The sequence below is a fragment of the Pseudomonas sp. G34 genome (assembly GCF_031119625.1).
Classification (GTDB): domain Bacteria; phylum Pseudomonadota; class Gammaproteobacteria; order Pseudomonadales; family Pseudomonadaceae; genus Aquipseudomonas.
Genome location: NZ_JAVHZV010000004.1, coordinates 1 through 22,798 on the forward strand (window position 1 = coordinate 1; position 22,798 = coordinate 22,798).

The 22,798-nt window shown below is 64.7% G+C and carries 19 protein-coding genes; 15 read left to right on the forward strand and 4 right to left on the reverse strand.

Translation table 11 applies throughout. The annotated features are described in order from the left end of the window. Positions 1–110: 110 nt before the first annotated feature. Positions 111–875 (reverse strand): YdcF family protein, encoded by a 765-nt coding sequence (locus tag QYS36_RS02550; protein ID WP_308838008.1) that lies wholly within the window; start codon positions 873–875, stop codon positions 111–113. 67 nt (positions 876–942) lie between these two features. Next, positions 943–1,269, reverse strand: coding sequence for a hypothetical protein (locus tag QYS36_RS02555; RefSeq protein ID WP_308838009.1), 327 nt, complete (start codon positions 1,267–1,269; stop codon positions 943–945). A gap of 179 nt (positions 1,270–1,448) precedes the next feature. On the opposite strand from QYS36_RS02555, the gene leuS reads away from it, so the two are divergent. From leuS to QYS36_RS02585, 6 genes are all read left to right on the forward strand, one after another. Further along, complete coding sequence (gene leuS / locus QYS36_RS02560; RefSeq protein WP_308838010.1) at positions 1,449–4,055, forward strand: leucine--tRNA ligase; 2,607 nt, start codon at positions 1,449–1,451, stop codon at positions 4,053–4,055. A 98-nt stretch (positions 4,056–4,153) separates the two neighbouring features. After that, entirely contained in the window at positions 4,154–4,759 is a 606-nt protein-coding gene (lptE, locus tag QYS36_RS02565) for an LPS assembly lipoprotein LptE (protein ID WP_308838011.1), read from the forward strand. A 225-nt stretch (positions 4,760–4,984) separates the two neighbouring features. Next, complete coding sequence (gene holA, locus QYS36_RS02570; RefSeq protein ID WP_308838012.1) at positions 4,985–6,019, forward strand: DNA polymerase III subunit delta; 1,035 nt, start codon at positions 4,985–4,987, stop codon at positions 6,017–6,019. A 230-nt stretch (positions 6,020–6,249) separates the two neighbouring features. Then, entirely contained in the window at positions 6,250–6,402 is a 153-nt protein-coding gene (gene arfA, locus QYS36_RS02575) for an alternative ribosome rescue factor ArfA (protein ID WP_013792548.1), read from the forward strand. Positions 6,403–6,473: 71 nt separating this feature from the next. Then, positions 6,474–7,766 (forward strand): lytic murein transglycosylase, encoded by a 1,293-nt coding sequence (locus tag QYS36_RS02580; protein ID WP_308838013.1) that lies wholly within the window; start codon positions 6,474–6,476, stop codon positions 7,764–7,766. Between the two features lie 158 nt (positions 7,767–7,924). After that, on the forward strand, positions 7,925–9,076 hold the full coding sequence (locus QYS36_RS02585; protein WP_308838014.1) for an acyl-CoA dehydrogenase family protein: 1,152 nt from the start codon (positions 7,925–7,927) through the stop codon (positions 9,074–9,076). A 226-nt stretch (positions 9,077–9,302) separates the two neighbouring features. On the opposite strand, the gene QYS36_RS02590 is transcribed toward QYS36_RS02585, so the two are convergent. Continuing rightward, a complete protein-coding gene (locus QYS36_RS02590; RefSeq protein ID WP_308838015.1) occupies positions 9,303–10,943 on the reverse strand; it encodes a Na+/H+ antiporter in 1,641 nt (546 codons plus the stop codon). 183 nt (positions 10,944–11,126) lie between these two features. Between QYS36_RS02590 and QYS36_RS02595 the strand changes: the two genes are divergently transcribed. The 4 genes from QYS36_RS02595 (at position 11,127) to QYS36_RS02610 (ending at position 14,244) form a co-directional block, all read left to right on the forward strand. Then, positions 11,127–11,474, forward strand: a complete 348-nt coding sequence (locus QYS36_RS02595) for an ArsC family reductase (RefSeq protein WP_308838016.1) — start codon at positions 11,127–11,129, stop codon at positions 11,472–11,474. Between the two features lie 37 nt (positions 11,475–11,511). Then, on the forward strand, positions 11,512–12,546 hold the full coding sequence (dapD, locus tag QYS36_RS02600; RefSeq protein WP_308838017.1) for a 2,3,4,5-tetrahydropyridine-2,6-dicarboxylate N-succinyltransferase: 1,035 nt from the start codon (positions 11,512–11,514) through the stop codon (positions 12,544–12,546). A 91-nt stretch (positions 12,547–12,637) separates the two neighbouring features. Next, the gene (locus tag QYS36_RS02605; RefSeq protein WP_308838018.1) at positions 12,638–13,843 is read left to right on the forward strand and encodes a cysteine desulfurase; all 1,206 of its coding nucleotides are present in this window, start codon (positions 12,638–12,640) and stop codon (positions 13,841–13,843) included. Then, positions 13,840–14,244, forward strand: a complete 405-nt coding sequence (locus QYS36_RS02610; protein WP_308838019.1) for a SufE family protein — start codon at positions 13,840–13,842, stop codon at positions 14,242–14,244. Before QYS36_RS02605 ends, QYS36_RS02610 begins: the two co-directional genes overlap by 4 nt. Here QYS36_RS02610 and tcdA read toward each other — a convergent pair. Then, a complete protein-coding gene (tcdA, locus tag QYS36_RS02615) occupies positions 14,241–15,053 on the reverse strand; it encodes a tRNA cyclic N6-threonylcarbamoyladenosine(37) synthase TcdA (RefSeq protein ID WP_308838020.1) in 813 nt (270 codons plus the stop codon). The two genes, QYS36_RS02610 and tcdA, sit on opposite strands and share 4 nt — an antisense overlap. Before the next feature lie 218 nt (positions 15,054–15,271). On the opposite strand from tcdA, the gene QYS36_RS02620 reads away from it, so the two are divergent. The 5 genes from QYS36_RS02620 to QYS36_RS02640 all read left to right on the forward strand — a co-directional run bounded on the left by QYS36_RS02620 (position 15,272) and on the right by QYS36_RS02640 (position 22,760). Next, positions 15,272–17,881, forward strand: a complete 2,610-nt coding sequence (locus QYS36_RS02620; protein ID WP_308838021.1) for a glycosyltransferase — start codon at positions 15,272–15,274, stop codon at positions 17,879–17,881. A 174-nt stretch (positions 17,882–18,055) separates the two neighbouring features. Next, positions 18,056–19,198 (forward strand): succinyl-diaminopimelate desuccinylase, encoded by a 1,143-nt coding sequence (gene dapE, locus QYS36_RS02625; protein WP_308838022.1) that lies wholly within the window; start codon positions 18,056–18,058, stop codon positions 19,196–19,198. Next, entirely contained in the window at positions 19,198–20,007 is an 810-nt protein-coding gene (locus tag QYS36_RS02630) for a putative RNA methyltransferase (protein WP_308838023.1), read from the forward strand. The genes dapE and QYS36_RS02630 overlap by 1 nt, the downstream gene beginning before the upstream one ends. A gap of 214 nt (positions 20,008–20,221) precedes the next feature. Then, positions 20,222–20,593: a hypothetical protein gene (locus tag QYS36_RS02635; RefSeq protein WP_308838024.1), complete on the forward strand. Its 372-nt coding sequence runs from the start codon at positions 20,222–20,224 to the stop codon at positions 20,591–20,593. 1,045 nt (positions 20,594–21,638) lie between these two features. After that, complete coding sequence (locus QYS36_RS02640) at positions 21,639–22,760, forward strand: Re/Si-specific NAD(P)(+) transhydrogenase subunit alpha (protein ID WP_308838025.1); 1,122 nt, start codon at positions 21,639–21,641, stop codon at positions 22,758–22,760. Positions 22,761–22,798: the final 38 nt, after the last annotated feature.

The following is a 22,798-nucleotide window of genomic DNA, read 5'->3' on the forward strand; positions in this document are numbered from 1 at the left end:
AGTTATTCATGCACCACAGAGCCTCCCACAGGTTGTGGCCTTGATCAGGCGGCGGGTAAGGCATCGCTGCAATCGAGATACCGGCTTAGGCTTCAGCCCACCACTCAAGGCTAACGTCCGTACACCAGCGGATAAGCCAAGGCGCCGATCACTTCATTGAGCAGCAAGGTGCTTTGCCAGAAGGCCTTGCCTTCCGGCAGCCAGCCGCCCATGGGCCGACCATTGGGCACGCCGAGAAAGCCTACCGGCGCGGTCACCACCTCGAAGCCGGCCTGTTCGAAGCACCAGCGCGAACGGGGCATGTGCCAGGCCTGGGTCACCAGCAACACCCGGCGAATGCCTTCGGGCTTTAGCAGTGCAGCGGTCTCGGTGGCATTTTCCCAGGTGGTGCGGCTGCGTTCTTCCTGCCAGCGCACGTCAACGCCCAGATCCTCGCGCAGCACCTCGGCCATCAGCGCCGCCTCGCTGGGTGGCCGGCCGAAATGCAGCCCGCCAGTGGTCAGCACCGGCAGGCCGGTGGCCTTGGCCAGCCGCGCCGCATAGCGGGTCCGCTCCAGCGCCAGAGCACTGGGCTGCTCGCCGCCCCAGGCAGGGTCGTCCGAGTCGCGGCCACCGCCGAGCACGACGATGACGTCGGCCTGCTGGGCCAGCGTGCTCCACTGCTGCTGGGCGATGGCTGGCTCGCGCTCTATCGCCCTGGCCATCCACTCCACGGTCACCGGCAGGCTCATCAGCCACAGGCCACCGAGCCCGAGGCTGAAGCAGCACAGGGCCAGCCGCGGGAAACGGCGGCGCAGGAACCAGCCCAGGGCGATGAGCAACAACAGGATGCCGGGCGGCATGAAGAACTGCTTGAGCAGGTAACGCAACGGCATCGAGCACCTCCGCAAAGGGTCGAAGCCTAGGGGCTCTCGAGGTTTGCGCGCAAGCCGCAGGGCAGGATCAGTCTTTTTTCCGCGCGCCCACGGCAGAGCGACCTTGCCCTGGGCCGACGAAGGCGGGCTGACGCTGGAACGGCGGTGCCAGCCCAGGCGCCTGATACCAATCCGCGGCCGTGCCATGCCAGCCGCCCAGCCAGGCGCGGTCGCTGGCGAGGTAAGCGCTGATCAGCGCCAGCTCGTCCGGTGACAGGTCGCGCACATCCATCTCCACAGTGGGCTTGTCGGACAGCTGGGCCAGGTTGTCGGCCTCGCCCAGGGCTGTCGTCAGGCGTTGCAGCAACCGCCCGTAGGGGTCACTCGGGTTACCGGGAGTTCCATCAGCTTGCATCGCACACCTCCAGCCAGGGCGCCTTTCACTGCAGCTTAGCCGCCACCCCGCGGCAGACCTGCCGCGACGACAAATGGCGCTGGCCGAGGCAGGCCGCGTAATCAGCGTTTCCCTCTGCCGAGGGGGGTCATGTATGCTACGGCGTTTCCCGAAAGCCCCTTCTCCTAGCGCAAGTAGCCATGCACGAACAGTATCAGCCACGTGAAATCGAAGCCGCCGCGCAATCCCACTGGGACGCGCAGAATTCCTTTGTCGTCAGCGAGCAGCCCGGCAAGGACACCTTCTACTGCCTGTCGATGTTCCCCTACCCGAGCGGCAAGCTACACATGGGGCACGTGCGCAACTACACCATCGGTGATGTGATCGCTCGTTACCAGCGCATGCTCGGCAAGAACGTGCTGCAGCCCATGGGTTGGGATGCTTTCGGCATGCCGGCGGAAAACGCCGCGATGAAGAACAACGTCGCGCCGGCCAAGTGGACCTACGAAAACATCGCCTACATGAAGAGCCAGCTGAAAAGCCTGGGCCTGGCGGTGGACTGGACGCGCGAAGTCACCACCTGCAAGCCGGATTACTACCGCTGGGAACAATGGCTGTTCACTCGCCTGTTCGAAAAAGGCGTGATCTACCGCAAGAACGGCACCGTCAACTGGGACCCGGTCGACCAGACCGTACTGGCCAACGAGCAGGTCATCGACGGCCGCGGCTGGCGTTCCGGCGCGGTGATCGAGAAGCGCGAAATCCCCATGTACTACTTCAAGATCACCGCTTATGCGGATGAGCTGCTGAGTAGCCTGGACGAACTCGATGGCTGGCCGGAACAGGTCAAGACCATGCAGCGCAACTGGATTGGCAAATCCCGTGGCATGGAAGTGCAGTTCCCCTACGACGTCGACTCCATCGGCGAAGCCGGCGCGCTGAAGGTGTTCACCACCCGCCCCGACACCCTGATGGGCGCGACCTACGTGGCCGTGGCCGCCGAGCACCCGCTGGCCACCCTGGCCGCACAGCACGATGCCGAACTGCAGGCGTTCATCGCCGAATGCAAGGCCGGTAGCGTCGCCGAAGCCGACGTGGCCACCCAGGAAAAGAAAGGCCTGCCGACCTCGTTGTTCGTCGAGCATCCGCTGACCGGCGAGAAGCTGCCGGTGTGGGTCGCCAACTACGTGCTGATGCACTACGGCGACGGCGCAGTGATGGCGGTGCCTGCCCACGATGAGCGCGACTTCGCCTTCGCCCGCAAGTACCACCTGCCGATCAAGGCCGTGGTGCGTACCAGCGCTGGCGATGACGTGGGCAGCGAGTGGCAGGACGCCTATGGCGAACATGGTCAGCTGATCAACTCCGGTGAATACGACGGCCTGGACTTCGAAGGCGCCTTCGACGCCATCGAAGCGGCGCTGCTGCGCAAGCAGCTCGGCAAATCGCGCACCCAGTTCCGCCTGCGTGACTGGGGCATCAGCCGTCAGCGTTACTGGGGCTGCCCGATCCCGATCATCCACTGCGACAGCTGTGGCGACGTGCCGGTGCCGGAAGACCAACTGCCGGTCGTGCTGCCCGAAGACGTGGTCCCGGACGGCGCCGGCTCGCCCCTGGCGCGCATGCCCGAGTTCTACGCATGCAGCTGCCCGAAATGCGGCGCAGCGGCCAAGCGCGAAACCGACACCATGGACACCTTCGTGGAATCGTCCTGGTATTTCGCCCGCTATGCCTCGCCGCACTACACCGGCGGCATGGTCGACCCGGCCGCTGCCAACCACTGGCTGCCGGTGGATCAGTACATCGGCGGTATCGAGCACGCCATCCTGCACCTGCTGTATGCGCGCTTCTTCCACAAGCTGATGCGCGACGAAGGCCTGGTCACGTCCAACGAGCCGTTCAAGAACCTGCTGACCCAGGGCATGGTCGTCGCCGAAACCTACTACCGCACCCTCGATAACGGCGGCAAGGACTGGTTCAACCCGGCCGACGTCACCGTCGAGCGTGACGCCAAGGGCAAGGTGATCGCCGCCAAGCTGACCAGCGATGGCCTGCCGGTGGAAATCGGCGGCACCGAGAAGATGGCCAAGTCGAAGAACAACGGCGTCGACCCGCAGGCGATGATCGATGCCTACGGCGCCGACACCTGCCGCCTGTTCATGATGTTCGCCTCGCCGCCCGACATGAGCTGCGAATGGTCGGATGCCGGCGTCGAAGGCGCCAACCGCTTTCTGCGCCGCGTCTGGCGCCTGGCCCAAGGTCATATCAGCCGGGGCCTGCCGGGCGTACTGGATATCGCCAAGCTGGACGACGCCGGCAAGGACGTACGCCGCGCCATCCACCTGGCGATCAAGCAGGCCTCCCAGGATGTCGGCCAGCACCACAAATTCAACACCGCCATCGCCCAGGTGATGACGCTGATGAACGTGCTGGAAAAAGCCCCGCAGGACAACGACCAACAGCGCGCCCTGCTTCAGGAAGGCCTGGAAACCGTCGCCCTGCTGCTCGCCCCGATCACCCCGCACATCTGCCACGAACTGTGGCAGGAGCTGGGCCACGAGGAAGCGATCATCGACGCCAGCTGGCCGGTGGTCGACGAAGCGGCCCTGGTGCAGGACAGCCTGCAACTGGTGATCCAGGTCAACGGCAAGCTGCGCGGGCAGATCGACGTGCCGGCCGATGCCAGCCGCGAGGCGGTGGAAGCGGCGGCGCGCAGCAACGAAAACGTACAACGCTTCACCGAAGGGCTGACGATCCGCAAGGTCATCGTGGTGCCTGGCAAGCTGGTCAATATCGTCGCCAGTTGAGGCGACAGGGAACGGCTGGCCGCCCACCGCGGCCAGCATCCGGTCTAGAGTTTTCGGCCATGCCGGCCAGCGGAGCCGGCAGGACAAGGGGATACGAGATGATCAAGCGCAATCTGTTGGTAATCGGCCTGGCTGGCCTGCTCGGCGCGTGCGGCTTCCAGCTGCGTGGCACCGGCGACGTGCAGTTCGCCCTCAAGGAGCTCGACGTCAGCGCACGCGACACCTACGGCGACACCGTGCGTGACGTCAAGGACGTGCTGGAGAACAACGGCGTTCGCGTGTTCCCGGGCGCCGCCTACAAGCTGTACCTGGCCGGCGAGCAGGAAAGCCAGCGTTCGGCCAGTTACACCAGCTCGGCACGCAGCGTCGAATACGAGCGCACCATGAGCCTGGATTACGAGATCCGCGGGGCCAAGAACCTGCTGCTGCTGAGCAACAAGCTCGAAGTGCAGAGCTACTACGTGCAGGACTCCAACAACCTGATCGGCAACGACCAGCAGGCCGCCCAGCTGCGCACCGAAATGCGCCGCGACCTGGTGCAGCAACTGGCCCAGCGCCTGCAACAGATCACCCCGGCGCAACTGGACGAACTGCAGCAGACCGCCGAAGCCAAGGCCAAGGCCGAAGCCGATGCCCTGGAAGCGGCGCGCCAGCGCGAAGCGGCGCAGCCGCAGCAATCGCCCATCGAACTACCGGCGCAGTAACCCGCTCACGGTTGCGTACGTCGGTTTGATGCGATGGCAGCATGGGAGCATAAGCGACCATTAGGCCCTATCTGTGGGAGCGCGCCATGCGCGCGAAATCGCGGGCATGGCCCGCTCCCACAGGTTATTGCACCGACGGCCGCTACCGCCTCACCGCCATCTGATCGCACATCAGGCGCAAAGCTGGCAGGGCCTTTTCTTCAGCCCATCGGGTTTAGATAATTCATGAAACTCGCTCCCGCCCAACTCGGCAAACACCTGCAAGGCGCGCTCGCCCCGGTTTACGTGGTGTGCGGCGACGAAGCGCTGCTGTGCCAGGAAGCCACCGACGCCATCCGCAGCGCCAGCCGCGCCCAGGGTTTCACCGAGCGCGAAGTGTTTCACGCCGAAGCCAATTTCGACTGGGGCATGCTCTACGAGGCCGGCGCCAGCCTGTCGCTGTTCGCCGAGAAGCGCGTCATCGAGCTGCGTATTCCCAACGGCAAGCCGGGCGACAAGGGCGCCGCGGCGATTCTCGAATACCTCGGCCGCCCGCCGGAAGACACCCTGCTGCTGATCAGCCTGCCCAAGCTCGACGGCAGTGCGCAGAAGACCAAGTGGGCCAAGGCGTTGATCGACGGTCCCCACTGCCAGTTCGTGCAGATCTGGCCGGTGGATGCCAACGGGCTGCCGCAGTGGATCCGTCAGCGCCTGGCGCAAGCCGGCATGAACGCCAGCGCCGAGGCCATCGACCTGATCGCCGCGCGCGTCGAAGGCAACCTGCTGGCGGCCGCCCAGGAAATCGAAAAGCTCAAGCTGCTCGCCGACGGCCAGCAGATCGATGCCGGCACCGTGCAGGCCGCCGTCGCCGACAGCGCCCGTTACGACGTGTTCGGCCTGATCGACGCCATCCTCAATGGCGAGGCCGCCCATGCCCTGCGCATGCTCGACGGGCTGCGTGGCGAGGGCCAGGAGTCGCTGTTCATCGTGGTGATGCTGGCCCGCGAGCTGCGCCAGCTGGCCAATATCGCCTACCAGCATGGCCAGGGCGTCCCCCTGGACAAGGCCTTCGCCTCGGCGCGCCCGCCAGTCTGGGACAAGCGCCGCCCGCTGGTCAGCAAGGCCCTGCAGCGCCATACCCCGGCGCGCTGGAACGCTTTGCTGATGGATGCCCAGCAGATCGATGCCCAGGTCAAGGGTCAGGCACCGGGCGATCCCTGGGCCAGCCTGTCACGCCTGGTTCTGATGATGGCCGGGCAACGCCTGAAACTCGGCGCTTGACGGGCCGTTGAAAAACGTAGGCGAGGCAGGCAGCGCAAGGCAAAAACAGACAAAAAGCGGAGTGTACGAGTAGTACATGAGCATTTGAGGCTGTTTTTAACGCTGCGATGGCAACGCAGCTAGTTTTTCCACAGCCTGTTAACGCCTACTTCGAATATGGACATTGCCTGCCCAGCGGCGCATGATTTGCGCTGCTCGCTCTCCTTGCGAGCACTGATCGAGGATCTGCCATGAGCAAGAAGAAGCGCCCCAACAAGGCCAAATCCATCATCGCCCAGCCGCTGTTCCGCTCACGCCAGGAACGCCCCGGCAAAGGAAAGGGCAGCTACAACCGCCAAGCCTCCCAGCAAAACTGGGAGGCTTGTTCATTTAAGGCGGCTTGAAAACCTCGCCCAGCCCGCATTTCTGCTCATCCGTGCTAAGGTGGTCACCTGCAAAACGTGTTGAGATGACCATGCCCAACCTGTTCATTCGCGGCCTGCCTGCCACCGCTGCGGCCAGCTTTCTGCTTTTGCTCACGGCTTGCGCCGATGCCCCTGCCCAGCCTCTGGCATCCACCAGCGGGCTACCGAGCACCACCTCCGCCCCTACTGCCCTTGGCCAGCCCGCCGAAGAGCAGCTGAGCTTCGAACAATGGCGCGACCTGTTGCGCAGCGACGCCATCGCTGCCGGCATCAGCCCGACCCTGTTCGACCGTGCCTTCGCCGGCGTGGTGCCGAACCCCGACGTGGTCAAGGCCGACAGCAGCCAACCCGAGTTCAGCCGCCCGGTATGGGAATACCTCAAGGGTGCGGTGTCGCCGAGCCGGGTCGCCCGCGGGCGTATCCTGCTGACCCAGAACCGCGCCATGCTCAACCAGATCGAACAGCGCTACGGTGTCGACGCCGAAACCCTGGTCGCCATCTGGGGCCTGGAGAGCAACTTCGGCAGCAATATCGGCAACCACAACGTGGTGCGCTCCCTGGCCACCCTGGCCTATGAAGGCCGTCGCCAGGCCTTCTGGCGCAGCCAGTTGCTGGCCGTGCTGCAGATTCTCCAGCATGGCGATATCGCGCCGGAGAGCCTGGTCGGCTCCTGGGCCGGCGCCATGGGCCAGACTCAGTTCATGCCCACCACCTACAACGAGCACGCCGTGGACTTCGACGGCGACGGCAAGCGCGACGTGTGGACCTCCACCGCCGACGCCCTGGCCTCGGCTGCCCATTACCTGCAGGGCTCCAACTGGCAATTGCGCCAACCCTGGGGTTACGAAGTGCAACTGCCGCAAGGTTTCGATTACGCCCTGGCCGACCCGGAAGTACGCCGCAGCGTGGCGCAGTGGCGCGCCCTGGGCATCCACCCCGTGGGCCAGCCGCTGAGCACCCCAGGTGACGACGCCAGCGCGACCCTGCTGCTGCCTGCCGGGCATCGTGGGCCGGCGTTCCTGCTGTTCAGCAACTTCCGCAGTATCCTGCGCTACAACAATTCGACCTCCTATGCCCTGGCCATCGGCCTGCTGTCCGACAGCCTGCGCGGCGGCAACACCGTACAGGCCAGCTGGCCCGAAGGTGATCGCCAGCTGGGCCGCAGCGAACGCGTCGAGTTGCAGGAACGCCTGAATGCCCGCGGCTTCGACTCCGGCCACGCCGACGGCATCATCGGCGCCAATACCCGCAAGGCCATCCGCGCCTTCCAGCTGCACCTGGGCTGGCCGGCGGACGGCTACCCGGATGCCAAGCTGCTCGAGCAGCTGCGCCAGCCACACTGACCCTGCCGCGTGGTAGCGACCGCTACCACGCATTCTTGATGTTTGCGATTCGCCCGTTCCTGGGCGACTCTGTAGCAGGCACTCCCTGTGATCCAGGGTGTGCCTGACTGCTCGCCTGCCGTGATCCGGCGCGAGCCAACGACAACAGAGAGGTCGCTATGCACGACATCGAGCTGAACGAAGAACAACGCATGATCCGCGAGTGCACCCGGCAGTTCGCCCGGCGCGCCATCGCGCCCCACGCCCAGGAGTGGGAAAAGGCTGGCTGGATAGACGATGCGGCGGTCGCCCAGATGGGCGAGATGGGTCTCTTGGGCATGATCGTGCCGGATACCTGGGGCGGCAGCTACCTCGATTACGTGGCCTATGCCCTGGCCGTGGAAGAAGTCTCCGCCGCCGATGCCGCCACCGGCACCCTGATGAGCGTACATAACTCGGTGGGCTGCGGGCCGCTGCTCAACTACGGCAGCAATGAGCAGAAAGGCGAATGGCTGGCGCGCCTGGCCAGCGGCGCAGTGATCGGCTGCTTTTGCCTGACCGAGCCCCAGGCCGGCTCCGAGGCCCACAACCTGCGCACCCGTGCCGAACTGCGTGATGGCCGCTGGGTGCTCAATGGCGCCAAGCAATTCGTCAGCAACGGCCGCCGTGCCGGCCTGGCCATCGTCTTCGCGGTGACCGATGCCGCGCTTGGCAAAAAGGGTATTTCCGCCTTCCTGGTGCCCACCAATACCCCCGGTTTTCGCATCGAGCGCAGTGAGCACAAGATGGGTATCCGCGCGTCGGACACCTGCGCCATCACCCTGGACGACTGCAGCGTTCCCGCCGCCAACCTGCTTGGCGAACGCGGCAAGGGCCTGAGCATCGCCCTGTCCAACCTCGAGGGCGGGCGTATCGGCATCGCCGCCCAGGCGGTTGGTATCGCCCGTGCGGCCTTCGAGGCCGCCCTGCTCTACTCCCGTGAGCGCGTGCAATTCGACAAGCCCATTGGCGAGCACCAGAGCATCGCCAACCTGCTGGCCGACATGCATACCCAGATCAACGCCGCCCGCCTGCTGACCCTGCACGCCGCACGGCTGCGCAGCGCCGGCGAGCCGTGTTTGTCCGAGGCCTCGCAAGCCAAGCTGTTCGCCTCGGAAATGGCCGAGCGGGTGTGCTCCAAGGCCCTGCAGATACACGGCGGCTACGGCTATCTGGAGGACTTCCCGGTGCAGCGCTATTACCGCGATGCGCGCATCACCCAGATCTACGAAGGCGCCAGCGAGATCCAGCGCCTGCTGATCGCCCGAGAGCTCAAGCACTACGCGCTCTAAGATCCTGTTCACGATCTTTATGGGCATGACGCGGCAGCTACAAGGCAAGAGCGGACGTTCCCAGCGTAGGGTGGACAACGCTCTTTTTGTCCACCATTGCGCTCGCAGAGCGGTGGACGGATCGGGCCGCGTAGGTGAAGCGTCGTCCACCCTACGAAAGGCCGCTTCCGCCACTTAGTTGCCAAAATCGACGAACAAGCTCATGAACAGCCTCTAAGCACTTTCACTAGCCCTTGAGCAGCCGCGCCTCGGCGTTATCCAGATCACGGAGGATGTCGGCCAGCATGTCGTCGTCCAGCTGGTTGTCCTTGCGCATCCGATACAGCTCCAGGCGCTGCGTACGCAGTGCCTGGAGGCGCATGCGGTATTCCAGCTGGTCGGCCTGGCGCTGATAGTCGCGCGACTCTTCGGCACGGCGCGTGCGGGTACGCTCGAGCAGGTCGCGGTATTCGCTCATCAGCTTGGCGCGGATCTCGGCCGTGGCAATCGCGCTATCGGTATCGGTGGCCTTTTCCTCATCGTTCTCCAGGCAGCGGATAGCCGCCTCCAGCACCTGCGCCCGATGGCGATTGAGCTCGGCCTCCTGCAGCGCCACGTTGTCCTGCGGCAGCAAGGGCAGCAGCCTGGGCAGCAGCACGCTGGCGACCAGCAGCGACACCAGGATCACCCCGGCGGCGATAAGGATCAGCAGATCGCGCTCGGGAAACGCCTGGCCGTTATTGAGCAGCAACGGCAGCGACATCACGCCGGCCAGGGTCACCGCACCACGCACGCCACCGATCGTCAGCACCGCGGTCAGGGCGATGCGCGACTGCCCGGCGAAGCGCGTCGACTTGCCGCGCCAGCGCCGCACCATCCCCGAGGTACGCCAGTAGCAATACACCCAGACGAAGCGCAGCAGCATCAACACGGCGTAGATCGCCAGCACGTAGCCCAGCGCCGGCAGCAACAGCTGCCAGCTATCGAGGCTCTCGCCCATCACCGCCTTGATGATGTCCGGCAGCTGCAAACCCAGCAGCAGGAAGATCAGGCCATTGAAGGTGAATTCGAGCATCGCCCACACGCCCCGGTTGAGCAGCCGTGTGGTGGTCTGCCGCGGCAGCAGGTCGAGGCGGCTCTGCATCATGCCGGCGGCCACCGCCGAGAGAATGCCGGACAAGCCCAGGTGCTCGGCCGCCACATAGGCGGCGAACGGCAGCAACAACATCAGCAATACATGGGGCGCCGGCTCCTCCCAACCACGACCGATCATCCAGGCGCGCATGCGCCCGAGCAGATAGCTCAGCGCCACGCCGATGGCCAGGCCACCAACGGCCACCAGCACGAACTGCAGGCTGGCATCGGCGAAGGAAAACATGCCGGTCAGGGTCGCCGCCACGGCGAACTTGAACGCTACCAGGCCCGAGGCATCGTTCATCAATGCCTCGCCCTGCAGCAGGCTGTTCAGGGTATTGGGCAGGCGCCCGTGGGTGATCGCCGCCACCGCCACCGCGTCGGTCGGCGACAGCACGGCAGCCAGGGCGAAGCAGGCAGCCAGGGGCACCCCGGGCAATAACCAGTGAATGAAATATCCGGCACCCAGAATCGTGACGAACACCAGGACGAACGCCAGAAACAGGATCGGCGTGCGCAGCTTGCGAAATTGCCCCTTGGGCATGCGCCACCCATCGACGAACAGCAGCGGCGGGATGAACAGCAGCAGGAACAGTTCAGGGTCGAGCCGCACGTGCAGGCCCAGCACCGGAATCGCCAGCAGCGCGCCGATCAGAATCTGCAGGAGGGGCAATGGCAAGGGGATGAACTGCGCGCCGATGCGCGTGCCACTGACCACCAGCAACATGGTCAGGATGGTGTAGAGAAGCTGCATGGGGGGAAGATCCTTACAAGAACGGCCGCACGCCTGGCGAGGGCGCAGCCATTCTAACGCCAGACCCTACGCACAGTGCAGGCGGATGCGCCGCAAGCCGAATCGTCGTGGCATAATCACAGGCTTCGGCATTCACAAGCATGCAGGAAGATTCGACGAGTGGAATCTTCCAGAGGTAGACCAATGAGTTACGTGCTTTACGGGATCAAGGCCTGCGACACCATGAAGAAGGCCCGTACCTGGCTCGACGAGCAAGGTATCGCTTACCAGTTTCACGACTACAAGACCGCCGGCATCGACCGCGGCAACCTGCAAAAATGGTGTGACGAACACGGCTGGGAAACCATCCTCAATCGTGCCGGCACCACGTTCCGCAAGCTCGACGACGCCCAGAAAAGCGATCTCGACCAGGCCAAAGCCATCGAACTGATGCTGGCCCAGCCGTCGATGATCAAGCGTCCGGTGCTGGATCTCGGCAGCCGCACGCTGGTCGGTTTCAAACCCGAGCGTTACGCCACCGAAGTGGCCTGATATCGCCCTCAATCGAATTCGCTGCAAGGAAAAGCTCATGTCCAATACGCTGTTCAGCCTGGCCTTCGGGGTCGGCACCCAAAACCGTCAAAGCTCCTGGCTGGAAGTGTTCTACGCACAGCCGCTGCTCAACCCGAGCGCCGAGCTGGTCGCCAAGGTCACCGAGAAACTCGGCTACAGCGGCGGCAACCAGGCCATCGCCATCACCAATCAGCAAGCCGGTGAACTGGCCAGCGCCCTGAAGCACATCGACTCGGTACAAGCTGCCCTGCTCACTCGCCTGGCCGAAAGCGCCAAGCCGCTGGTCGCCACCCTGCTCGCCGAAGATGCCGCGCTGACCAGCACCCCCGAGGCCTACCTCAAGCTGCACCTGCTGTCGCACCGCCTGGCCAAGCCCCATGGCCTGAACCTGACCGGCATTTTCCCGCTGCTGCCCAACGTCGCCTGGACCAGCCAGGGTGCGGTCGACCTGGCCGAGCTGCCCGAGCGTCAGCTGGAAGCACGCCTGAAAGGCGATCTGCTGGAAGTCTTCGCGGTGGACAAGTTCCCGAAAATGACCGACTACGTGGTGCCGACCGGCGTGCGTATCGCCGATAGCGCACGGGTGCGCCTGGGCGCCTACATCGGCGAAGGCACCACCGTGATGCACGAAGGCTTCGTCAACTTCAACGCCGGTACCGCCGGCCCAGGCATGATCGAAGGCCGCGTTTCCGCGGGCGTGTTCGTCGGCAAGGGTTCGGACCTGGGCGGCGGCTGCTCGACCATGGGCACCCTGTCCGGTGGCGGCAACATCGTCATCTCCGTGGGTGAAGGCTGCCTGATCGGTGCCAACGCCGGTATCGGCATTCCGCTGGGCGACCGCAACATCGTCGAAGCTGGCCTGTACGTTACCGCGGGCACCAAGATCGCCCTGCTCGACGACCAGAACAACCAGGTCAAGGTGGTCAAGGGTCGCGACCTGGCTGGCCAGCCGGACCTGCTGTTCCGCCGTAATTCGCAGAGCGGCGCGGTTGAGTGCAAGACCAACAAGTCGGCTATCGAGCTGAACGAAGCCCTGCACGCTCACAACTGAGCCCCGGCTTCGCCCGAACGGGCTGTGCGCGCGATAGACTAGTGTCTTCGTGGGCACAGCCCGTTTTCACATTCTGCGTGACGAGATCCGGATGACCCTGATTTCCCCCTGGCGCGCCGATTTCCCCGGCCTGCGGGCCCTGGACGCCGACGGCCAGACCTACCTCGACAGCGCGGCCACGGCGCAGAAACCGCAAGCGCTACTCGATGCCCTGCTGGCCTACTACGCCGGCGGCGCAGCCAATGTGCACCGTGCCCAGCATTTGCCGGGCGAGCGCGCCACCCGCGCCTTCGAGGCGACGCGTGACGCGGCAGCACGCTGGCTGAACGCAGCCAGTCGTGACGAGATCGTGTTCACCCGCGGCGCCACCGAGTCCCTCAACCTGCTCGCCTATGGCCTGGAACATGTGTTCGAGGCTGGCGACGAGATCGTCATCAGCGCCGCCGAGCACCACGCCAACCTGCTGCCGTGGCAGCACTTGGTGGCGCGCAAAAGCCTGAAACTGGTGGTGCTGCCGCTGACCCCACAAGGTGATATCGACCCGCAGCAGGCCGCCGCGCTGATCGGCCCACGTACTCGCCTGCTCGCCCTCAGCCAGCTGTCCAACGTGCTGGGGCGCTGGCAGGATGTGCAGCCGCTGATCCGCCAGGCGCGAGAACAGGGCGCCCTGAGCGTGCTGGACGGCGCCCAGGCCGTGGTACATGGCCGCCAAGACGTGCAGGCGCTGGGCTGCGACTTCTACGTCTGCTCCAGCCACAAGCTTTACGGCCCGGATGGCGTTGGCCTGCTCTACGGGCGCCGCGACGCCCTGCAGCGCCTGCGCCACTGGCAGTTCGGCGGGGAAATGGTCCAGCAGGCGGATTACCACGCCTCGACCTTGCGCCCGGCACCGCTCGGCCTGGAGGCCGGCACGCCGGCGGTCTCCGGGGTGATCGCCCTGGGCGCAACCCTGGACTACCTCGGGCGCCTAGACGCCGAGGCGGTCGCCCAGCACGAAGCGGCGCTGCATCGCCTGTTGCTCACCGGCCTGCACCGCTACGCAGGGCTGCGCCTGCTCGGCGAGCCGCACACCGCGCTGGCTTGCTTTACCGTGGACGGCATCCACAGCGGCGACCTCGCCCACCTGCTCACCGAACAGGGCATCGCCGTGCGCGCCGGTCATCACTGCGCCATGCCGCTGCTGCAGCGCCTGGGCGTGAACGGCGCGATCCGCGTGTCGCTTGGCCTCTACAACGATGAAAGCGACCTGCGACGTTTCTTCACGGCGCTGGACAATGCCCTGGAACTGCTGCGATGAGCCTGCCCGACAACGCCCGCGAAGCACTCGAGGCATTCAACGCCTGCGCAGGCTGGGAACAGCGCGCGCGCCTGCTGATGCAGTGGGGCGAACGCCTGGAGCCGCTGCCTGAGCGCCATGAGGCAGATCGCGTGCACGGCTGCGAGAGCCAGGTATGGCTGAGCGGAGAACAGCGCGACGGCCATTGGCACTTTCGCGCCAGCAGCGATGCACGGCTGATTCGCGGCCTGCTGGCCGTGTTGCTGGCACGGGTCAATGGCTTGAATGCTAGCGAGCTGGCGAGCCTGGACATCAGTGACTGGTTCGCCCAGCTCGGCCTGTCCCGGCAGTTATCACCCTCACGCGCCAGCGGCATGAACGCCGTGGTGCAGCAGATGCGCCGGCTGATCGAGGCGGATTAAGCGGGCGGCGCAGCCCGCTCGCTTGGGCGCCGGGCGCCAGCCACGATTTTGTCCACGATACGCGCCGCGGCGACCATGCCAAAGGTGGCGGTGACCATCATCACCGCACCGAAGCCGCCGGCGCAGTCGAGCTTCACCCCCTCGCCGACGAACGCCTTGCTCTGGCAAACACCACCATCCGCCCCCGGATAACGCAGCTGCTCGCTGGAAAACACGCAGGGCACGCTGTAGGTGCGCCCCGGCGTGCGCGAGAAGCCGTAGTCACGGCGCAGGGTGGAGCGCACCTTGGCGGCCAGGGGATCGTTGAAGGTCTTGTTGAGGTCGGCTACCTGCACCTGGGCCGGGTCGATCTGCCCGCCAGCGCCGCCGGTGGTCACCAGGGCGATCTTGCGGCGTTTGCACCAAGCGATCAGCGCCGCCTTGGCGGCCACGCTGTCGATACAGTCGACCAGCCCATCGAGTTCGACGCTGATGTACTGGGCCATGGTGTCGCGGGTGACGAAATCCGCCACCTCATGCACCACGCACGCCGGGTTGATCGCCCGCAGGCGCTCGCCCATCACCTCGACCTTGGCACGCCCCACCTGCCCCTGCAAAGCATGGGCCTGGCGATTGGTATTGCTGACACAGACGTCGTCCAGGTCGAACAGGGAAATCTCGCCAACGCCGGAGCGCACCAGCGCCTCGGCTGCCCAGGAACCGACGCCACCGATGCCGACCACGGCCACGTGGGCGGCAGCCAGGCGCTCGGCGCCCTGACGGCCATACAACCGGGCAATACCGGCGAAACGCTGCTCATCGAACGACATGGGGGCTCCTCTCTCTGGGCGCGCATTATAAGAAGGCCGGCAGCGCTTCCCAAGCACCATCGGGCCGGCACCTGTCGCGGGGCGATGCACAGCGGGCAAACATCGCCAGGCAGCTCCCCGGCGCTGTGCTATACAGTCATTCATCGACGGAGTAGCATGCGCGCCAGCCGGCGTTCGCCGGTCTTCTCCCCGTTCCACCCTTCGGAACCTTACACAGCATGCTTTCGCGCAAGTTCGGCCTCAATCTAGTTGTTTTCCTGGCGATTGCCGCCCTGTTCACCGGTCTCTGGGCGCTCTACAACCGCCCGGTCACCGCCCCGGACTGGCCGGAACAGATCTCCGGCTATTCGTTCTCGCCGTTCCGGCAGGGGCAGAGCCCGCAAACCGGCGTGTACCCGAGCGATCAGGAGATGCGCGAGGACCTCGAGCTGCTGTCCAAGCAGACCGACAGCATCCGCACCTATTCGGTAGACGGCGACCTCGACAAGATCCCTGCGCTGGCCGAGGAATTCGGCCTGCGCGTGACCCTGGGCGTGTGGATCAGCCCGGACGAGGAGCGCAACGAACGCGAGATCACCAAGGCGATCGATATCGCCAACAATTCGCGCAGCGTGGTGCGCGTGGTGGTGGGCAACGAAGCGTTGTTCCGCCGCGAAGTCACCGTCAAGCAGCTGACCGCCTACATGGACCGCGTGCGTTCGGCGGTCAAGGTGCCGGTCACCACGTCCGAGCAGTGGCACATCTGGGATGAATACCCGGAGCTGGCCGACCATGCCGACCTGATCGCCGCCCACGTGCTGCCCTACTGGGAATTCATTCCCATGAAGGACTCGACCCAGTTCACCCTGGACCGCGCCCGTGACCTGAAGAAACTGTTCCCGAAAAAGCCCCTGCTGCTTTCCGAGGTCGGCTGGCCGAGCAACGGCCGGGTACGTGGTGGCGCCGAAGCGACCCAGGCCGACCAGGCCATCTACCTGCGTACCCTGGTCACCACGCTCAACGCCCAGGGCTACAACTACTTCGTCATCGAAGCCTTCGACCAGCCCTGGAAGGCCGGTGACGAAGGCTCGGTAGGTGCCTACTGGGGCGTGTACAACCTCGACCGCCAACCGAAATTCAACTTCGAAGGCCCGGTAGTCGCCATTCCGAAATGGCGCATGCTGGCAGTCGCCTCGGTGGTCATGGCACTGCTGTCGCTGGCCCTGATGCTGATCGACGGCAGTGCGCTGCGCCAGCGCGGGCGCACCTTCCTGACCTTCGTGGCGTTTGCCGGCGGCTCGGCGCTGGTGTGGATCGGCTACGACTACAGCCAGCAATACAGCACCTGGTTCAGCACCCTGGTCGGCGTGCTGCTCGGCATTGGCGCCATCGGCGTGTTCATCGTCCTGCTCACCGAGGCCCACGAGCTGGCCGAAACGGTCTGGACGCAGCGCCGCCGGCCCTTTACGCCAGTGGTCGGCGACAGCCATTACCGGCCCAAGGTGTCGATCCACGTGCCGTGCTACAACGAGCCGCCGGAGATGGTCAAACAGACCCTCGACGCCCTGGCCAACCTCGACTATCCGGATTTCGAAGTCCTGATCATCGACAACAACACCAAGGATCCTGCGGTGTGGGAACCGGTGCGCGACTACTGCGAACAGCTCGGTCCACGCTTCCGCTTCTTCCACGTCGCGCCGTTGCACGGCTTCAAGGGTGGCGCGCTGAACTACATCCTGCCGCACACCGCGCCGGACGCGGAAGTGGTGGCGGTGATCGACTCCGACTACTGCGTCGATCGCAACTGGCTCAAGTACATGGTGCCGCACTTCGCCGACCCGTCGATTGCCGTGGTGCAGTCGCCACAGGACTACCGTGACGGCGAAGAAAGCACCTTCAAGAAGCTCTGCTACGCCGAGTACAAGGGCTTCTTCCATATCGGCATGGTGACCCGCAACGACCGCAACGCGATCATCCAGCACGGCACCATGACCATGATTCGCCGTACCGTGATGGACGAGCTGAAGTGGGCCGACTGGACCATCTGCGAGGATGCCGAGCTGGGCCTGCGGGTATTCGAGAAAGGCTATTCCGCCGCCTACGCCCACAACAGCTTCGGCAAGGGCCTGATGCCGGACACCTTCATCGACTACAAGAAGCAGCGCTTCCGCTGGGCCTACGGCGCCATCCAGATCATGAAGGGCCACGCCCGTCAGCTGCTGGCCGGCAAGGACAGCGAGCTCAAGCGCGGCCAGCGCTATCACTTCATCGCTGGCTGGTTGCCGTGGGTCGCTGATGGTCTGAACATCTTCTTCACCGCCGGTGCGCTGCTCTGGTCGGCGGCGATGATCATCGTGCCGCAACGGGTCGACCCGCCGCTGCTGATCTTCGCGATTCCGCCCCTGACGTTGTTCCTGTTCAAGGTCGGCAAGATCATCTTCCTCTACCAGCGGGCGGTGGGCGTCAACCTCAAGGATGCCTTCTGCGCCGCGGTGGCCGGGCTGGCGTTGTCGCACACCATCGCCAAGGCAGTGCTGTACGGCATGTTCACCAAGACCATCCCGTTCTTCCGTACCCCGAAGATGCGCTCCAGCCATGGCCTGATGGTGGCCCTGGCCGAGGCCCGCGAAGAAGTGTTCATCATGCTGCTGCTCTGGGGTGGTGCCCTGGGCATCGCCATCGTGCAGGGGCTGCCCAGCTACGACGTGAAGTTCTGGGTGATCATGCTGCTGGTGCAGTCGTTGCCTTACCTGGCCGCGCTGATCATGGCGCTGCTCTCCTCGCAGCCCAAGCCGCTGGAAATTCCGGTGGTGCAGGACGACGCCGATAACGAGGCAGAGAAGGTCTGACAACCCTCTAACGCGACGTGCGAACGGCGGCCCATTGGCCGCCGTTTTCTTATCCGCCACAGCCCCGTGGCCTGGCGGCGGCCCTGCGGCAACCGTGCATACGCCTACGAGCCCCGAGCGTTTTGCTTTAAGCTATGCGCCCTTCCCGCCCTGTACTGCTTTACCGGAGTTTCCATGACGGCCCTGTCCCCTACCCTCGAGCTCGCCTGCGACCTGATCCGCCGGCCTTCGGTCACGCCACTGGACGAAGGCTGCCAGGACCTGATGATGCGCCGCCTCGCGGCTCTGGGTTTCGCCATCGAACCGATGCGCATCGAGGACGTGGACAACTTCTGGGCCAGCCACGGTAGCCAGGACGGCCCCGTGCTGTGCTTCGCCGGGCACACCGACGTGGTGCCCACCGGCCCGCTGCAGGCCTGGCAACACGGCCCGTTCGAGGCGCTGATCGACGAGCAGGGCATGCTCTGCGGTCGCGGCGCGGCGGACATGAAAGGCAGCCTGGCGTCGATGATCATCGCCGTCGAGCGCTTCGTCGCCGAATACCCGAACCACAAGGGGCGCATCACCTTCCTGATCACCAGTGACGAGGAAGGCCCGGCCCACCATGGCACCAAAGCCGTGGTCGAGCGCCTGGCCGCGCGCAACGAGCGCCTGGACTGGTGCATCGTCGGCGAGCCGTCGAGCACCACCCTGGTTGGCGACGTGGTGAAGAACGGCCGCCGCGGCTCCCTGGGCGCGACCCTGACCGTGCGCGGCATTCAAGGCCACGTGGCGTACCCGCATCTGGCCAGGAACCCGATTCACCTGGCGGCACCGGCGCTGGCCGAACTGGCTGCCGAGCACTGGGACGATGGCAACGCGTTCTTCCCACCGACCAGCTTCCAGGTGTCCAATCTCAACGCCGGCACCGGCGCCACCAATGTGATTCCGGGTGAGCTGAAGGCGGTGTTCAACTTCCGCTTCTCCACCGAGTCGACCGTCGAAGGCCTGCAGCAGCGGGTCAACGCAATCTTCGACAAGCACGGCCTGGACTACCACATCGACTGGGCGCTGTCGGGCCTGCCATTTCTCACCGAGCCAGGCGCGCTGCTCGATGCGGTCAGCGCCAGCATCCGCACGGTGACCGGCCGCGAAACCACGCCAAGCACCAGCGGCGGCACCTCGGATGGGCGCTTTATCGCCACCCTGGGTACCCAGGTGGTCGAGCTCGGCCCGGTCAATGCGACCATCCACCAGGTCAACGAGCGGGTGCTGGCCAGCGATCTCGATGTACTCACCGAGATCTACTACCAGACCCTGGTCAAGCTGCTCGCCTGATGCTCAGTTGCCCGATCTGCCAGGCGCCACTGCAGGCTGTCGACAACGGCGTGGCCTGCCCGGCCAACCACCGCTTCGACCGTGCCCGCCAGGGTTACCTCAATTTACTGCCGGTGCAGCACAAGAACAGCCGTGACCCGGGCGACAACGCGGCCATGGTCGAAGCGCGCCGGCGTTTTCTCGATGGCGGGCACTATGCCCCGCTGGCGGCGCGCCTGGCGCAGTTGGCGGCTGGCTACGCGCCGCAGCAGTGGCTGGATATCGGCTGCGGCGAGGGCTATTACACCGCGCAGATCGCCGAGGCGCTGCCGGAGGCCGATGGCTATGCGCTGGATATCTCCCGTGAAGCGGTCAAACGTGCCTGCAAGCGCGCCCCCCAACTGAACTGGTTGATCGCCAGCATGGCCCGGGTGCCCCTGGCCGATGCCAGCTGCGAGCTGCTGGCCAGCGTGTTCAGCCCGCTCGACTGGCAGGAAGCCAAGCGCCTGCTCGCGCCCGGCGGCGGCCTGCTGCGCATGGGCCCGACCCGCGAACACCTGATGGAACTGCGCCAGAAGCTCTACGACGAAGTGCGCGACTACGACGATCAGAAACACCTCGAACTGATCCCGGCGGGCATGCACCTGGCGCACAGTGAAACCCTGAGCTTCCGGCTGCTGCTCGACAACCCGCAAGCACGTGCCGACCTATTGGCGATGACGCCCCACGGCTGGCGCGCCAGTGCCGAACGCCGCGCCGCGGTCATTGCCGAAAGCTTCGAAGTAACCGTCGCCATCCGCTACGATTGGATCGAGCGAGACGCCCCCTAAAAACCCGTGCACGATCTCGCGAGCTAGAGCCCTACAATACCTAGGCGGCCCCGCAAAAACAGACGAGGAAGCGGAGTGTACTTTTGTACATGAGCATGACTCGCTTCGCTCGCCCCTCCGGGGCCGCACTGAAGTGCGTTAGCCGCAAGCGGCTTTCTGAGTCTATTTTTAACGCGGTAGGGCCGACGCACAGCAGATCGAGATGAGGATCCAAATGCGCCAACCGGATATCGAGATATACCTGAAGGATGCCGACCACCAGGCCATCGCCGCCTGGCTGACCCAGGCCCTTGGCCCGTGCTCCGACTGGCAGCAGAAAGGCCAGACCTTCAAGTGCCGCGCCGGCGACATTCCGGTGACCTGGCTGCCCAAGGCCGTAGGCAAATGGCACAGCCTCTACCTGGAAAGCGACGCCACCCCCTGGGACGACGACCTGGCCTGCGCCAAGGCGGCCTATGCCGCGCTGGGCGTGGAAGTTCGCTGCGCACCGGGCAGTTGGGAAGAAGAAGAAAGCGATGAGCAGGCCGATCAATGGCTGCGTATCAGCGCTGATGGTGTACAGGAAATCACCTGGCGTACGGGCTGACAGCCCTCCCCTAGCCAATCCCCTTACCACGCCCAAAGTCGACCGCTCGGCTTTGGGTGCTTTGGCACCCTTTCCTCACACGCTGCCGTGCTCCGCCTCTGCCCCTTCCCTCTTGCCGCCTCGTTGTATGAGCCTGTTCACGATCTTTCAGCTCGACTTCAGTGCTTTGCCTGCGAAGTGGCGGGAGCAGACATCGGTGCAGTACCTGTGGGAGCGGGCCATGCCCGCGATTTTTCGCGCGCATGGCGCGCTCCCACAATGGATCATTGACGGTTGCCTTTGCCCGGGCAAGCGGCCGTTCGCGAACTCGTGGGAGGGGCTTTAGCCCCGAGCTCTTTGTTTGCCTTGAAAAAGACTCGAGGCTAAAGCCTCTCCCACGAGTGAACGGCTGCTGCCTTGAAGCAGCCTCGTAGGGTGGACGACGCCTCACCTACGCGGCCCGACCCGTCCACCGCTCTGCGATCGCAATGGTGGATGAAAAGAGCGTCATCCACCCTACGCCTGCTTCTGCCTTGTAGCCTCGTAGGGTGGGCTTCAGCCCACCAATATGAGCAGGTTTGAAATCGCAGCAATGACCGTCCGCTTCTGCCTTGTAGCAGCCTCTTATGTCGCCTAGAAAATCGTGAACAGGTTCTACGCCCGACTTCCTGCCAGAAGAATCAGGCTGACCTCTGGCAATCAGTAGCGAGCAATAAAAATGACTACAAAAATCTCAAAAACGCTGTTTTATGAGCCCGTAAATGATTTTGAACGGTGCGACATCGCGCCGCACCCCAGCCTGTAAACGCTCATCATCTTTTCAGACATTTATTCACGATAGCCGCAACAAACCGGAATTTAGCCGCAATATGCACAGATTTTACCGGGATAGTTCAGCATGAAAAATAACAATATCTCCGATAACTTGTAGTCATGAAAAATAATTACTCCATGAATATTGCTTACCGACCTGCTCTGTTTGCAGAATGCCGCGGTACGACTTTAGTCGACACCGTACCTCTGCCGCCCTCTGGGTGAATCTGCAACGATCGCAGGAGATGCAAGCGTGCACATTGGTGTTCCCCTCGAAACCCAGGCAGGCGAAACGCGGGTAGCCGCGACGCCGGAAACCATCAAGAAGCTGATCGGCCAGGGCCACCAGGTCACCGTCCAGAACGGGGCCGGCATTGCCGCCAGCATTACCGACGCAGCCTATGTAGCCGCCGGCGCCAGCATTGGCGATGCAGCGGCAGCATTCTGCGCCGAGCTGGTGCTCAAGGTGGTCGCACCGGACGACAGCGAACTGGCGCTGATGAAACCTGGCTCCGTGCTGGTCGGCATGCTCAATCCGTTCAGCAATGACACCATCGCTCGCCTGAACGCCGCCGGTGTCACGGCCTTCGCCCTGGAGGCTGCACCGCGTACCTCCCGCGCCCAGAGCCTGGACGTACTGAGCTCCCAGGCCAATATCGCCGGCTACAAGGCGGTGATGCTGGCGGCCAATCACTACCCGCGCTTCATGCCGATGCTGATGACCGCCGCCGGTACGGTGAAAGCCGCTCGCGTATTGATCCTCGGTGCTGGCGTCGCCGGCCTGCAGGCCATCGCCACGGCAAAGCGCCTGGGCGCGGTGATCGAGGCCTCCGACGTGCGCCCGGCCGTCAAGGAGCAGATCGAATCCCTCGGTGCCAAGTTCGTCGACGTGCCCTTCGAGACCGATGAGGAGCGCGAGTGCGCCGAAGGCGTCGGCGGTTATGCCCGGCCAATGCCAGCCTCGTGGATGGAGCGCCAGGCCAGGGCGGTGCACGAGCGCGCCAAACAGGCCGACATCGTCATCACCACCGCGCTGATTCCGGGCCGCAAGGCACCGACGCTGCTGCACGAAGCCACGGTCGCGGAGATGAAACCGGGCTCGGTGGTCATCGACCTGGCAGCGATCCAGGGTGGCAACTGCCCGCTGACCGAACTGGACAAGGTGGTGGTCAAGCACGGCGTGACCCTGGTCGGCCACGGCAACCTGCCGGCCCTGGTCGCCGCCGATGCCTCGGCCCTGTATGCACGCAACCTGCTCGACTTCCTCAAGCTGGTGATCGACCCGAGCGGCGCCTTCCACCTAAACCTGGAAGACGACATCGTCGCTGCCTGCCTGATGTGCAAAGGCGGCGAGATCGTGCGCACCAACAAATGATGGCCTCCCTCTCTTTATGGAGAGGGCCAATCACTACA